Origin of the sequence: Mesorhizobium sp. C089B (assembly GCF_030323125.1) — a bacterium.
Taxonomy (GTDB): Bacteria; Pseudomonadota; Alphaproteobacteria; order Rhizobiales; family Rhizobiaceae; genus Mesorhizobium.
On sequence record NZ_CP100469.1, the window covers coordinates 2,479,481 to 2,494,232 of the forward strand.

Sequence of the window (14,752 nt, forward strand, 5' to 3'; positions counted from 1 at the left end):
ACATAAAGCAATGGACAGCAATATTCAAGCGAACGTAGCCTGTCGTTCCTTGAGCTATGGCGACGCTGCGGCAATGCGCCAACGAGCGGCATTGCCTCTATGGCTGGTCAGCTCGGCTTCTTGCCATGCGGGCGCTTCGGCGGTTCGCCGGCGAAACCGGGGCCGATCCCATCCGGTGCGTCTTCCGGCACGCCCTCATGCGCTGCGTGTTCCCTGTCGAACTTGATCACCGGCTCCATCGTCGCCAGCACATCGTCCGACAGCCAGCACAGGCTCATATGGCCATCGCCGAGATGCTTCACCGGCGGCACCTTGGTCTCGCACAGATTGTCCGGCACCAGCCTCTTGTAGCCGCAGCGCGTCTGGAACGGGCAGCCGCTCGGCGGGTTCATCGCCGACGGGATATCGCCTTCGAGCACGATGTGCCGTTTGACCACGCTGGTGTCGGCGATCGGGATCGCCGACAGAAGCGCCTCGGTGTAGGGGTGGTAGGGCGGCGCGAAGATCTGGTCGGTCGTACCCTGCTCGACGATGTAGCCGAGATACATGACGACGACCCGGTCGGCGATGTAGCGCACGACGGACAGATCGTGACTGATGAACAGCATCGTCGTCTTGTTCTTGCGCTGGATGTCCATCAGGAGCTCGGTCACCGCCGCCTGCACCGAGACGTCGAGTGCCGACACCGGCTCGTCGGCCACCACCACCTTGGCATCGCCGGCAAAGGCGCGCGCCACGCCGATGCGCTGCTTCTGGCCGCCTGAGAGCTGACGCGGCTTGCGCGTCTCGAAGGCCCGCGGCAGCTTCACCAGGTCGAGCAGCTCCAGCATGCGCTTGCGCCGCTCGGCGACATTGTTGCCGACTTTGAATTTTTCCAGCGTGCGGATGATCTGCGAGCCGACGGAGTGGCTGGGATTGAGCGTATCGAACGGGTTCTGGAACACCATCTGGATCGACGACACCGTTTCGACGCTGCGCTTCTCGATGCCGGTCGACTGGATCTCCTTGTTGCCCAGCGTCACTGTGCCGGCACTTGCCGTCTCCAGCCCCAGCAGGACCTTGGCCAGTGTCGACTTTCCACAGCCGGACTCGCCGACGATGGCGACGGTCTCGGATTCGCGCGCCATGAACGAGATCGTCTCATTGGCCTTGACGACGCGGCCTTCGCTGGAGCCGAACACTTCGCTGCCGCCGACCTTGTAGTATTTTCTCAAATCCTCGATCTTGAGCACCGGGGCGCCGGGCACGACCTTCTCATTGACCTTCTTGGCGCCGGGAGGCAGCGCTTCCCAGTCGATCTCGTTGAAGCGCACGCAGCGCGAGAAATGCCCTTCGTGACCGGCGACCTCGATCATCGGGATTTCGGCGGCGTTGCAGACGCCCTCGACGAAATGGTGGCAGCGCGGCCCGAAATTGCAGCCCTTGGGCCGCTCATGCGGCAGCGGCAACTGGCCGGGGATAGAGATCAGCGGCCGCGAATTCTTGTCGGCGCCCGGCAGCGGAATCGAGCGGAACAGCCCTTGCGTATAGGGGTGACGCATCCGGTCGAACACGTCCTTGATCTTGCCGGTCTCGACCGCTTCGCCCGAATACATCACCGTGATGCGGTCGCAGGTCTCGAGGATGAGGCCCAGATTGTGCGACACGAAGATCATCGACGTGCCGAACTTCTCGCCCAGCCCCTTGACCAGTTCGACGATGCCGGCCTCCACCGTCACGTCGAGCGCCGTCGTCGGTTCGTCGAGCAGAAGCAGCGCCGGCTTCGACAGCAGCGCCATGGCAATGACGATGCGCTGCTGCTGGCCGCCGGACAGCTGGTGCGGATAGGAACGCATCATGCGTTCGGGATCGGGCAATCTCACCGAGCGCACCATTTCGAGCGCCCTTTTGTAAGCCTCTTCCTTCGACACCTTGTCGTGGATCAGCGGCACTTCCATCAATTGCTGGCCGACCTTCATCGCCGGATTGAGGCTCGCCATCGGCTCCTGGTAGATCATGGCGATCTTGTTGCCGCGGATGGAGCGCAACTCCTCGTCGGACAGCTCGCCCATGTCCTTGCCCTGGAACTTGATCTTGCCGCCGACAATCTTTCCGATGTTGGAGAGGTCGCGCATGATGCCGAGCGACACGGTCGACTTGCCGCAGCCGGACTCGCCGACGATGCCCATGGCTTCGCCCGGCATCACCGTGCAGGAAAAGTCCATGACGGCGGGGATCTCGCCCTTGCGGGTGAAGAAGGAGATCGACAGGTTCTCGATCTCGATGATCGGCGCAGCGCTTGGCCCAAGGGTCGGCTTGCCGGGATTTCGAACTGCCTCATTCATGGGTCGCTCCAATCCTATTTTCATGCTCGCGGGACCCGCAGATCAGTCTTTCATCGATTGTTCGCGCAGCGAGTCGGCAAGCAGGTTCAAGCCCAGCACGAACGACATCAGCGCGATTGTCGGCGGCAGCGCCGGGTGGATGAACGAGCGCAGCAGGCGGCTGGCGTCCTTGATCGCGGTGCCCCAATCCGGGCTCTCCGGCGCCAGGCCCAGCCCGAAATAGCCGAGCGTGCCGAGCAGGATCGTGGTGTAGCCGATGCGCAGGCAGGCATCGACGATCAGCGGTCCGCGCGCATTGGGCAGGATCTCCCACAGCATGATGTACCAAGGCGATTCACCGCGCGTCTGCGCCGCCGCCACATAGTCGCGCGTCTTGATGTCCATCACCAGGCCGCGCACGATGCGGAACACGCCGGGGCTGGAGGCGAACACCACCGCCACGAAGATGTTGAGCTGGTTGGGATCGATGTGGATGATCTTGAACGGATCGGCGTCGAACACCAGGCCGGCATAGACCCAGCCGCCGATGATCAGCGTCAGCCCGAGCAATATATAGAGGCGGTCCGGCCGGTTCTTGTAGCGGGTCCAGAACAGCACCGAAAAGAAGATGATCGGGAACAGGAAGAACAGCCCGGCCATGGCGTAGGGGATCGGCGTATCCATGATGCCCGGCGTCACCAGCAGGTAAAACAGCAGGATCACCGGGAAGGCCAGCACCAGATTGGCTAGGAACGACAGCACGGTGTCGATCCGGCCGCCATAGTAACCGGCGGGCAGACCGAGCGTAATGCCGACCATCAGCGCGAAACCGGTCGCCGCCGGCGCGATGATCAGCACGATCTGGCTGCCATAGACCATGCGCGAAAAGACGTCGCGGGCGAGCTTGTCGCCGCCGAAATAGTAGATGAGTTTCGATACCGGCTCGAGCGCGCCCGGCAGCGCATCCTTCATGATCGGGACCTGGGCGAGCGGATCGAAGGGCGCGACGGTCGACGCGAAGATTGCCGTGAACAGCCAGAACAGGCAGATGCCGACACCGACTATGCCGACGCCGCTATCGAACAACTGGCCGTAGAGGCCGAGCCTTTTCTTGTAGGTGAAGCTCACCCCCATCACCAGGGCAAGCCCTAACCAGACCGGCCAGAAACGCCCAATCACGCCGAGCACGACATTGAAGGCACCGATATATTCGACCTGCATCTGCCCCAGCCCCCTATTGAACTCTGATACGCGGATTGAGGAACGCGTAGCCGACATCCGAGATGAGCTGCGTGATCAGCACGATGAACACCGACACCAGTGAACAGCCAAGCAGCAGATCGATGTCGTTGTTGCCGGCGGCCTCGACCAGCGTGTAGCCAAAGCCCTGGTAGCGGAACATCACCTCGACGATGACGACGCCGGTAAGCAGCCAGGGAAATTGCAGCATGATGACGGTGAAGGGCGCGATCAGCGCATTGCGCAGCGCGTGCTTGACGACGACGCTGCCGAAGGAAAGCCCCTTCAGCCGGGCGGTGCGGATATATTGCTGCGTCATCACCTCGACCATCGAGGCGCGCGTCATGCGGGCGATGTAGCCGATACCGTAGATCGCCAGCGTCATCACCGGCAGGGTGAAATTGTAGAAGGTGATGCCCTGGCTTGCCGAGGCGGCCGAACCGTTCAGCCAGCCGAGCCAGGAGGCGAAGATGACGGTGAAGATGACGCCCGACACATATTCGGGCGTCGCCGTCGACGCGATCGATGCGACGGACAGTGTTCGGTCCGTTCGCGAGCCCTCGCGCATGCCGGCCAGGATGCCGATCAGCAGCGAAATCGGCACCATCACCAACAGCACGCAGAGCATCAGGATACCGGTGGCGGCGAGTGCGGGGAATAGCTTTGACGCAACGGTGGTTTTGAACTTGGTCGAGCAGCCGAAATCACCTTCCAGGATGCCGGAGAATTTCGGCTCCAGCGGTTCGTTGCAGAAGGAGAAACGCTGCGTCGGCTTGCCGGTCGCCGGATCGGTCACCGGTTGCTTCGGGACGACGCCCAGCCATTGGCCGTAGCGCACGAAGAAGTTCTGCCGGTAGCCATGGTTGACCAGCCAGCTTTCGAGCTGTTCGGCCGATGTGTGCATTTCGGTCTGGCTGATCGCCAGCTTCTTCAAATTCGGCTCGAGGTTGATCAGGAAGAAGACGATCATCGTCAGGCACAGCATCGTCAATGCCATGGTGCCGAGACGCCGGATTACGAAAGAAAGCATGGCGGTCCCCTGCCGGTCTGGTTGGGGTTGGAGCCAGTTCGAAAAACCAGCTTTGCCGTTGCCGGCAGAGTTGGCCGTCAAATCGGCACTCGGATGCAATCAACCCAGTTTTATTGAACGGTCTTTCAGGAGAGTCCGCAACTTTTGCTGCGGCGGCTTCCGGTTCTGGGCCATGCGAGGCGTGACGGGAAGGAGCGAAGTGCCCCTTCCCTGACGTTCCGATCACGCCTGGTCGAGCCAGACCTTGCCGTAGTCGCGCTCGAAGGTCGGATGCATCTTGTAATTCTGCACCGCCTTGACCGAGTGGCTGTAGAGCTTGCGCCAGTATGGCTGGATCATGATGCCGGAATCCTGCAGGATCTGCTCGATGTCCTTCATCATCTCCTTGCGCTTGGCCGCATCGGCAACGGCCAATGCTGCATTGAGCTTGGCATCCCATTCGGGGTTGGAATAGGCCGACTCGTTCCACGCCTCGCCGGTGCGGTAGCCGATCGCCAGAACCTGGACGCCGAGCGGGCGCATGTTCCAGTTGGTCATCGACAGCGGATACTTGGTCCAGTCGTTCCAGAACGTCGAGCCCGGCAGCACCGTGCGCTTTACCTTGAGGCCGGCGTCGCGCATCTGCGCGGCGATGGCGTCGCCGGTATTCTTGTGCCAGTCTTCGTCGACCGTTATCAGCTCATGCTCGAAGTCGGCCTGGCCGGCTTCCGCCATCAGCGCCTTGGCCTTGGCCGGATCGCGAGCGACTTTGGGCAGCTCGTAATATTCCGGGTGGATTTGGCAGACATGGTGGTTTTCAGCCACCGTGCCGGCATTTCCGTAGCCAAGCTGCAGAACGACATTGTTGTCGACCGCCAGTTGCAGCGCGTTACGCACCTTCTGATCGCCGTAAGGCTTGTTGTTGATGTTGGTGCGGCACACGATGGTCGACGCGGTGACGATTTCGGACTTGACCAGGTCCAGTCCGTCGAGGATCGACACATAGTCGGCCGAGGTCTCGAAATTGGTATGGACTTCGCCGGCCTCGAAGGCACTGACCATGGCTGCCGGATCGGTGCCGTAGTCGACGAATTCGATGCCGTCGAGGAACACCTCGCCGTCCCACCACTTGTTATCCTCGCGGCGCTTGTAGACCACCTTCTGGCCGACATCGTAGGAGACGAGCTCGAACGGACCGGTACCGATCGGGCAGGCTTTGAAGTCGCCGCCCTTCTCGTCGAAGCTCTTGTGGACGATGAGACCGGGATAATCGCACATGTTCGGAATGAGCGCGATGTCGGCCTTGCCGAGCTTCAGCTTGACGGTGTGGTCGTCAACCTTGGTCACGGCGCTTTCGTCGAGTTTGTCGTCCTTGACCAGCGTGCCGAGACGGCCAGGCATCGAATTGCCCTCGGCCTTCTTGTCGGCCCAGCGCTTGAGATTGAAGATGACGTCATCGGCGGTGAAGGCATCGCCATTCGACCAGGTCACACCCTTGCGCACATGCAGCGTGTACTCGGTGGCGTCGTCGTTGACCTCCCAGCTCTCCAGAAGGTACGGCCGGAACGTGTATTCGCTGGTGTACTTGACCAGCGGCTCAAGCGCCTGGCGCTCGGCATTGGCGATTTCCGACCAGTCGGCCTTGCGCGGATCCTTGGGATCCTTGACCCATTGCGCGACTTTAAGGATGCCACCCTTCTTGCCCTGCACCTCTTCGGCCCTGGCTTGGGTCGGCACGGCTACGCCGAGCATGCCGTAGGCCATCGCAGTCGACGCGCCGAACACGCTCGCCATGGCGAGGAACTCGCGGCGATCGACTTTGCCTGCCTTGGCTTCTTCGGCCATGGCCAGGATGTGATCGGGAACGCGATCGCCATTACTCTTGTAATTTGTCATACCTTAACTCCCATTGTTGGCTTTCCGCCTTTTAACATTCCGCATCCCTGCCGTGATGTCAAAGACGGCATGGCTACGGAACCTGTTAGGGAATGTGCAACTTTGAAAAGGGAGCGGTTCGCGTGATAACGACAGACTTGGCGCAAAAGTGCTAGCGCGCCCAGATTCCGCCGGAATCTGCTTAGGCGAGTATTGATACATTTGGGCGGGTTGAGACAGCGCCAGTTCCGGCGGCGGTAAGGGCCAGGAACTCAATATTCCTTTTCGTAGAATATGCCGCCCTTGGCCTCGCCGCCATCATTGGCCTCGCCGCGCAGCTTGACGCCGCGTCCGACATTGAGGTCGATCGTCGCCTTGCCCGACCCTGGCCTGTCGCCTTTCTGGATCGTCACATAGGTGCGGTCATTGAGGTACTTGCCCGCCGACACGGCGGTGCCGCCCTGGTCATCGGTGGTCACATCCAGGTCGTCGACGCCGATTGCACTGCGCAGGTTTTCGAGCAGCGAGGTCGAGCCGCCGACGCCGGCCAGTTGGCCGGCGGCCTCGGCCAGCTGCGCGATCTGCAGCGGCGACAGGTTCGACATAGAGCGGCCGAAAATCAGCTGCGCCAGCACCTCGTCCTCGGGCAGTGCCGGCACCGATGAGAAGTCGAATTTCGGATTGGTCGCTTCGCCCGAGACGACGATGGTGACGGTGGCGCTGGTCGTGGTCGATGTCGCGGTCAAGTTGAGGTAGGGCACCAGCGAGCCCGAAAAGCCGACCGTGCCTTCGGTAAAGGTCAGCCGCTTGCCGAGGATCGACAGCCGCCCACGCTGCAAGGTGAAGGTGCCGACCGCCTGCGGCGAAGCCGCCGGGCCGGTCAGCCTCAGCGAACCGCCGAACTCGGCATCGACGCCCCTGCCCTGGATGAAGATCTGGTTCGGCGCATTGACCGTGACGTCGAGGACAAGCCCACTGCCGCCACCACCGCTGGCCGCCGCCGGTCGCAAGGCCTTGTCCTGCGCCCGCACGGAGGCGGGCGCGTTCTTGTGCTTGACACCGAGCGCTGCCAGCGAGCCCGGCAGCTTATCGGGAACGGTGATGACGGTCTTGGCCAGATTGACGGTGCCCGAAATCACCGGCGCCGAGGTGAGCGGCCCCTTGATGGTCAGGTCGCCGCCGAGATTGGCTGTCACCACCCTGCCGTCGGTATAGCGGCCGTCAACCAGCTTGATAGACAAATCGGCTGGGAAACCTTGCGCCGGATTGATGCCGAGGGTGCCGGAGGCCGACAGGCTGCCGCGTGTCGACAGCGTGCCGGTCAGCCGGTTGATCCGGGCAACGCCGTTGCCGATCGAAATGTCGGCGGCAATGTCGTTGACGGCAAGGCCGGAGCGCGCGTCGACCAGGCGGGCGCCCGACGTGCTGACCGTGCCGCCGATCACCGGCGACGCCGCCGGGCCGCGCATCTGGATATTGACGTTGGCGGTGCCGCTGAGCGACAGGCCTTGCGCCGCAAGCTTGGCGGCCAGGAAGGAAAATGGCACCTTGCCGTTGAAGTCGAGCACCAGCGCTGGTGTGCCGGCCGTCGTCACCGTACCGCCGCCCTTGAGGCCAAGCCCGGCGCCGTCGCTGATGTCGGCGTTGAAGGTGAGCTTCTTGCCGGCAAATGTTCCCGACGAAGAGATATTCATGCCGCCAAGACCGGCGCTGCGCGTCTGCGAGGTCTGCACCCCGCCGGCATCGATATCGAAGGCGACAGCCGGATTGCCCAACGCGCCCGTCACCTTCACAGTCCCTGAAATCGAACCGGCGGCCTGGAGGCCCGGCGAAAAACTGTTGGCCAGCGAAGCCGGCACCTTCGACAGCGCGGCACTGATGTCGAGTGCCTGCCCGACCTTGCCGGTCACCGTCGCCGTGCCGCCACCGAGATTGAGCACCAGCTTGTCCAGCGTCGTTGTGCCGTTGGCGATGCTGACGGTCGAGGCCTGGGCGATGGCCGCCTTGATGCCCTGCACCGTGGCCTGGCCGGAAGCGAGTTCGATGGTGGTGGTGCCGCCAGCCACCTTTATCCTGCCCGCAGCCTTCGCCGGAATGCCCTTGACGGTGGCGCCGCCGGAAAACCCGGTCCAGTCGCCGTCGCGCTTCAAATCGACATCGATGCCGCTGATGGCGGTGCCGCCGGAAATGACGCTGTCGGCGCGAATTTTGCCCGAGATGACCGGCGCGGCGAGATAGTTGGCGACCAGCGCATCGATCGACACCGTCTTCGCCTGCAGGTCGCCGCGCGTGATCGAAGCGGTCGCAGCCTTGACGGCGACGTTCGGGCCATCCGCGGTCTTTGAGAAGGCGATGGTGCCGCGCACGTCGCCTTCGGCCTTTTCCAGCACCAGCGCCGCCAGGGGCCCGATATCCGGCAGGTCGAGCGCGATGGTGCCGACCGGCACGAAAGCCTCGTCGAGCGCAAGGTCGCCGGAAATCTTGTTCTTGCCGAGCGACAGCAGCAGGCCGTTGATGGCGCTCTTGCCGTCCGCCGTCGCCAGCACCGCGCTGCCTTGCAGCGCCTGCCCAGCAACATTGCCGGTCAGTTGCACATTGGCCGCCGGATTGGCGGCATCGGCCTTGCCGGTGGCGGTCAGCTTCAACCCGGTGATTTCGCGTTCCGCCACGAGAAGCCGGTCGCTGCTGACCGTCAGCGACAGATCCGGGGCCAGGCTGGGCCCCTGCGCGTTGAGTGCAAAGCTGATCGCGCCTTTGGCATCTTTCGACAACAGCGAGATGTCGGCCAGTGCACCCTTGATATTTGCGCTAAGCTTGTTGTCGGCGAGGCTGGCCTGACCGTCCGCGGTCAGTGCGCCCGACGCCAGCGTGACCGGATTGGCGCTGACATTGCCATTGGCATCCCGCTTCAGCGTGGCGCTGAGCTGCGTGCGCTCTGCCAGCACGCTGCGCGCCGCCGCCGGCAACGCCGCCGACAGCACGTCGGCGTTGAGGTTGAGGTCGATTGCTCCATCGGCAAAGCCGACACGGCCATTGAAGGCGCTGCCCAGCGCATCGCCCTGCACCGAGCCGCTGTCGATGGTGATCGCATCGGCCGCCAGGCTGCCCGCGACCTTGGCGGTGACTTTGCCGGCGATCAGCGGTGCGATGGTCGGATTGTCCAGACCGATCTTGTCCGCCGTCACCGTGCCCGAGATCGGACCGGTGCGGCTTCTCAGATCAAATGCATCGGAATGCAGCGCAAGCGCAATGCCCTCGACCTTGGCGTCATCCGTCGCCACCGAAGGCAGTACCGCCGAGATGTCGAGCTTGGCTTGCGCAGCCTGCCCGGCCGCCTTCACCGACAGCGCCTGCAATTCGAGCTTGATCGGGCTTTCCGCGCTGCCCAGCGTCAACGGCAGGCTCGGACCGGACGATGTCAGATCGAGCGCGAAATCGCTGGCGCCGTTCGGGTTGACGGTGCCGGCGGCCTTGCCGGAGATTTTTTGGCCCGACAGCGTCGCCTGATCCAGCACGACGCCGCCGGCCGTCGAATAGCTGCCGGCCGCATCGACATCGAGCGGTCCGAGCCCGGCCTGACGGGTCTGGCTGGTCTCGGCGCCGGCCAGCTTTGCATTAAAGCGAATGTCGGGATTTGCTGACGGCCCGGTGATTTGCGCCGTGCCGTCGAGCGTGCCCGCGGCATCGAGGCCGGGCGAAAAGCCATTGGCAAGCGCAGCCGGCAGCGCCGAGAAGGTCGCCGCCAGATCGAGCGTCTGGCCCACCGTGCCCGACAGCGTCACCGAGCCGCCGCCGAGATCGACTACCAGCCTTTGAATGTTGGTTATGCCATCGGCAATGGTCAGGCTCGACGGCTCGGCGATCGCCACCTTGATGCCGCGCACCGTCGCCTCGCCGGACGCGATCTCGACGCTGGTCGCGCCCCGGCAATCTTCGCCCGCCCGGCAGCTGTCGCCGGAATGCCTGATATGGTTGCGCCGCCGGTGAAATTCGTCCAGTCGCCGTCACGCTTGAGGTCGACGCCGATGCCACTGACGACGGTCGTTCCCGAGGTCACGCTCTCGGCCTTGATCGTGCCGGAGATCGCAGGGCTGTTGAGATAGTTGGCGATCAGTGCGCTGACGGTGACTGCCTTGGCTGCCACATCACCGCGCGCGATCGACACGCTGGCTGCATTGATGGTGACAGTGGGAGCCTCGCCGTCTTTGGCGAACACCACGGTGCCGCCGATATCGCCGGCCGCCGTCTGCCCGGCCAGCGACGCCAGCGGCGCGATATCGGGGGCGGAGATCGTCAGCGTCCCCAGCGGCAGGAATTTTTCATCGAGCGTGAGGTCGCCCGACACCTTGTTGTCGCCCAGCGCTACGCTGAGCCCCTTGATGGAGCGCTTGCCATCGCTCGTCACCAGCGCCGCCTTGATGGCGAGCGGCTGTTCGTCGACCGCGCCGGTCAGCGAGACATCTGCGGCCGGGCTCACAATGTCGGCCTTGCCCGATGCGGTCAGCTTGATGTCCTTGACGGTGCGGCCGGAGGCCGTCAGGCTGGCACTGTCGGCCGAAACCGAGAAATCCGGTGCGTTGCGCGCGCCGCTTGCCGTCAGCGCGAAATCGACCCCGCCGGCGATCGGCACGCCGACCAGCGAAGACAGCACCGAGACGTCGCCGAGCTTGCCCTTGATGTCGGCCTGGATATCGCTGCCTTGCGCGCTGGCGGTGCCGCTGGCGCTCAGCGAACCGGAAGTGAGTTCGATCGAGTTGGCGGCGAAAGAGCCCTGCGGATCGCGCGTCGCGGTCGCCGAGAATTTGACCCGTTCGCCAAGCAGTGAACTGATCTGCGGCGGCAGCGCCGTCGACACCGCATCGGCATTCATCTTGAGCGTCATGGCGAGGTCGGCCAGCGCCACCTTGGCCGTCAGCCCGGCATTGAGCGCATCGCTGCGCAGCGTACCCTCATCGAGCGAGATCTCATCCTTGCTGATCGAGCCGGAAAGAGAGGCCGTCAGCTTGCCGGTGACCAGCGGGGCCAGCGTCGCGACGTCGGTCTTCAGCCCGGCCGCCGCCAGCGACACGCTGACCGGGCCGCTGCGGTTCTCGATGTCGAAACCGTCGGAATGGATCCGCGCATCGAGATTGTTCACCTGAGAACCGCCCGCAACCACCGAGACGAGCGAAGCGCTGGCGTCAATCATCGGCGCCTTGCCGTCACCGAAGGCGCGCGCGGTCACATTGTTGATGGCCACCATGATCGGCTGCGCCTGGGTACCGGCATTGACCGTGACCGGCTTGGCTTTGACCACGAGTTCGACCGAAAGGTCGCTGGCGCCGTTGGGGTCGACCATGCCGGCAGCGGTACCATGAACTGCGTCGCTCTCGATCGCAGCGCGCTCGATGTCGACGCCGCCGGCCGCGGTCGCGGTGCCGGCTAGGTCGAAGCTGGTCTTGCCGGCAAACAGCGACTTGAACCGTTCCGGCAGGAAGCCTTCGAACGAACCGTCGCCCTTGGCCTCGATCCGGTTGCCCTTGTCGGTGAGCTGGTGCCGGCCGGTGAGCTGGGTAACGATCTGACCGTCGACCATGAAGGTGCCGATGCCGCTCCAGTTGGCCAGCGGCCCGGTGCCCGAGACGACGATGTTGACCGGCGGCGCGCCGGGTAGCTTGAGCAGGTTGGCGATGATGCCGCCGGCCGGCTCGGAAGCCTTGAGATCGAGGTCGAGCTTGTTTTCATCCGGCGCGAAGTGGATGTTGGCGTCGACATTGCCTTGCTTGCCGTCATGGCGGGTAACGTTGAGCACCGTCTGGATCGCCAGTGGCGACGCATCGACCTTGGCCGATCCCTTGGCCGCAAGTTCGGCAATGCCGCTGCCGGCAAGTTGCTGGCCGAGCGCGATCTCCGGCAAATCGATCGCTCTGATATCAAGCGAAACCGGCAGGCCGCCCGACCCGCTCTTGCTCGGCTCGGTGCTCGCCACAGGCAGCCGTGCCAATTCTATCCGTTCGGCCGCTATGCGGTCGGCGCTGAAATTCTTCGACAGCAGCGCCAGCGGCGACCAGTCGATGGCCACCTTGCGGGCCACCAGCCAGGCGCCCTCACGGTCTTCCAGCACGACATGGTCGACCGTCAGCGCGCCGGACCAGATACCGTTAATGCCGCTGACCGTGACTTTGCTGTCCCTTGACGAGGCCATGTCAGAGATGATGCCGGCGAGATTTTCGCGGCCGCGCTCGGTCTTGGTCAGCACGACCAGCGCGCCGATGCCCGCCGCCGCCACGATCAGCAGCGTGTAGAAAAACAGGCGAAGGATGCGTTTCAAAATCTTCATCGTCAGAACGCCTGTCCGATCCCGGCATAGATGCCGAAACGCGGGTCGCCACGGTCGCGGTTGAGCGGCACGGCGGCGTCGATGCGCAGCGGCCCGAACGGCGTGATGTAGCGCAGGCCAACGCCCGCGCCGACCTTCACGTCGGAAAAGTCCGGCGTCGCTGTGGTCGAGACAGTGCCGGCGTCGACGAACGGCACGATGCCGATCGTGTCGGTCAGCGCAATGCGCATTTCGACCGATGTTTCGAAGAAGGAAAGCCCGCCGATCGGCTGATTGTCGATGTCCTTCGGTCCGATGCCCTGATAGGCATAGCCCCGCACCGAGCCGCCACCGCCGGAATAGAAGCGCCTGTCGGCTGGAACGTTCTGAAGGCCGGTGCCGACGATCGAACCCAGCGCGACGCGTTCGGCAAGCACGAATTTCGAGGCCGTGTCGAGCGACTGATAGGCCGACCCCTCGCCCCTGAGCTTGAGGAAGGCGGCGCCGCTCAGAATGTCGTAGCTCGGTTCGGCATAGGCCAGAACCCTGAAGCCGCTGGTCGGATTGAGCCGGTTGTCCCTGTTGTCATAGACATATTGCAGCGGAATGCTGGCGATCAGGTATTTGTGCTTGCCGAAGGCGTCGGTGATCCTGGAATAGTCCAGCGCGATTTCAGCCGAAACCGTCTGCTTCTTGTCGATCTCATAGGACAGGCCGGTGCTGCCCTTGACCGAGAAATGGTCGTAGGCATCGGGATGTTCGAGGACGGTCTTGACGCTGGCGATGAATTTCGAGGCCGGCCCGACCACGCCCGGCTTCTCGAACATGATGCCGGCATTGTAGTTGAGCTCGCTGAGATCGTTGCTGCCGATGCCGCTGATCTTGCCCTCGATGCGCAGCTTTTCGGCCCGGCCGAACAGATTTCGGTGGCCCCAATAGCCTTCCAGGCCTAGCCCTTCGGTGTTGGAGAAAGTGCCGCCAACGCCGAAATAGCGTGGTTTGCGCTCGCTGACCTGAACGCCGATCGGAATGTTGCCGTCGGCGTCGAGACTGTCGGCTTCCTTCAGCGTCACGCTGTTGAACACTTCGAGCCTCAGCAGCCGGTCGCGGGCATCGTCGATCTCGTCGGGCGAATATTGCCGGCCGCGTTTCAGCCCGGTCATATATTCGGTGAACTCGCGATTGACCTTCTCGGTGCCATCGACGGTGGTGTCGCCATAACCGGCAACCGGCCCGGCGGCCACCGTCAGCGTCACGTCGAGCGTCGAGGTGGTGTGCTCGGCCACGACCTGCCTGTCGGTGATCCGGGCCAGCGGCCGGCCCTCCTGCTTCAGCGCCCGCACGATCAGCGCCTCGGCCTTGAGCACGGCGCCCGAGCCGGCATCGCCGCCGGCTATCAGGCCGAAATCGGCGCTCGCCAGCCCGGCGGCATCGCCCTCCAGCCGAATATTGCCGAGCGTGAATTTGGGCCCGCTCGAGATGCTGATCACCACCGGGATCGGCTGCGGACCCGTAAATTCGGCATCGGGCGGCAAATCGTCGAGCGCCTTGCCCTGGATGGTGATAGTGACGACGCCTTCATAACGGGCGTCGGCATAAAGCGCGGCGACCAGCTGTTCGCGGTCGCTACGCGCCTTCGCCAAAAGGCCGAGCGAGCCGGAAACCGGGCGGTCTTCGTCGGATTTCAGCGACGAGGCGTTTTCGAGCTTCTTGACCAGGTCCTTGTCGGCATCGGGCGCTTCGATGGTCACCGCATAGCGCAGCGGGTCGACGATATCGGCGTCCTCGTCATTCGAAGAGCCCCACAATTTGATGCCGAAGAGCTCGAAGGCGGCCGCCGACCCCGATTCGGCAACGAGCACGGTCGAGCACGCCAACGCCACAATCAGCGCACGCGAAAGCGTGCGCCGTGGCGCACTTACCTTCGACATCTGCGCTTCATACGCCGGCATCAGGACAACCTAGGTTACAAAACTAAAATTGGAATGAAGTTTTGAAGCGCTCGTAAAGGGGCCACAATCCAATTGT

Annotated in this window: 7 protein-coding genes; all 7 read right to left on the reverse strand. The window is 63.5% G+C overall.

What is annotated here, in order from left to right; all coding sequences use genetic code 11:
* Positions 1-107: 107 nt before the first annotated feature.
* The gene (locus NLY44_RS12535) at positions 108-2,324 is read right to left on the reverse strand and encodes a dipeptide ABC transporter ATP-binding protein (protein WP_023804942.1); all 2,217 of its coding nucleotides are present in this window, start codon (positions 2,322-2,324) and stop codon (positions 108-110) included.
* Between the two features lie 42 nt (positions 2,325-2,366).
* Positions 2,367-3,524: an ABC transporter permease gene (locus NLY44_RS12540; RefSeq protein ID WP_023690814.1), complete on the reverse strand. Its 1,158-nt coding sequence runs from the start codon at positions 3,522-3,524 to the stop codon at positions 2,367-2,369.
* Between the two features lie 13 nt (positions 3,525-3,537).
* Positions 3,538-4,572 carry an ABC transporter permease gene (locus NLY44_RS12545; protein WP_023687977.1) on the reverse strand — a complete coding sequence of 345 codons (1,035 nt, stop codon included), beginning with the start codon at positions 4,570-4,572 and terminating at the stop codon, positions 3,538-3,540.
* Positions 4,573-4,794: 222 nt separating this feature from the next.
* Positions 4,795-6,447 carry an ABC transporter substrate-binding protein gene (locus NLY44_RS12550; protein ID WP_023668187.1) on the reverse strand — a complete coding sequence of 551 codons (1,653 nt, stop codon included), beginning with the start codon at positions 6,445-6,447 and terminating at the stop codon, positions 4,795-4,797.
* Between the two features lie 251 nt (positions 6,448-6,698).
* Complete coding sequence (locus NLY44_RS12555; RefSeq protein WP_286457318.1) at positions 6,699-10,310, reverse strand: translocation/assembly module TamB domain-containing protein; 3,612 nt, start codon at positions 10,308-10,310, stop codon at positions 6,699-6,701.
* Complete coding sequence (locus NLY44_RS12560) at positions 10,268-12,745, reverse strand: translocation/assembly module TamB domain-containing protein (protein ID WP_286457320.1); 2,478 nt, start codon at positions 12,743-12,745, stop codon at positions 10,268-10,270. The genes NLY44_RS12555 and NLY44_RS12560 overlap by 43 nt, the downstream gene beginning before the upstream one ends.
* A 2-nt stretch (positions 12,746-12,747) precedes the next feature.
* On the reverse strand, positions 12,748-14,676 hold the full coding sequence (locus NLY44_RS12565; RefSeq protein ID WP_023804940.1) for an autotransporter assembly complex protein TamA: 1,929 nt from the start codon (positions 14,674-14,676) through the stop codon (positions 12,748-12,750).
* Positions 14,677-14,752: the final 76 nt, after the last annotated feature.

Excerpts from the sequence above, each read along its gene's own strand:
- NLY44_RS12535 (WP_023804942.1), bottom strand. The coding sequence starts at position 2,324 with ATGAATGAGGCAGTTCGAAATCCCGGCAAGCCGACCCTTGGGCCAAGC.
- NLY44_RS12540 (WP_023690814.1), bottom strand. The coding sequence starts at position 3,524 with ATGCAGGTCGAATATATCGGTGCCTTCAATGTCGTGCTCGGCGTGATT.
- NLY44_RS12560 (WP_286457320.1), bottom strand. The coding sequence starts at position 12,745 with ATGAAGATTTTGAAACGCATCCTTCGCCTGTTTTTCTACACGCTGCTG.
- NLY44_RS12550 (WP_023668187.1), bottom strand. The coding sequence starts at position 6,447 with ATGACAAATTACAAGAGTAATGGCGATCGCGTTCCCGATCACATCCTG.
- NLY44_RS12565 (WP_023804940.1), bottom strand. The coding sequence starts at position 14,676 with ATGCCGGCGTATGAAGCGCAGATGTCGAAGGTAAGTGCGCCACGGCGC.
- NLY44_RS12545 (WP_023687977.1), bottom strand. The coding sequence starts at position 4,572 with ATGCTTTCTTTCGTAATCCGGCGTCTCGGCACCATGGCATTGACGATG.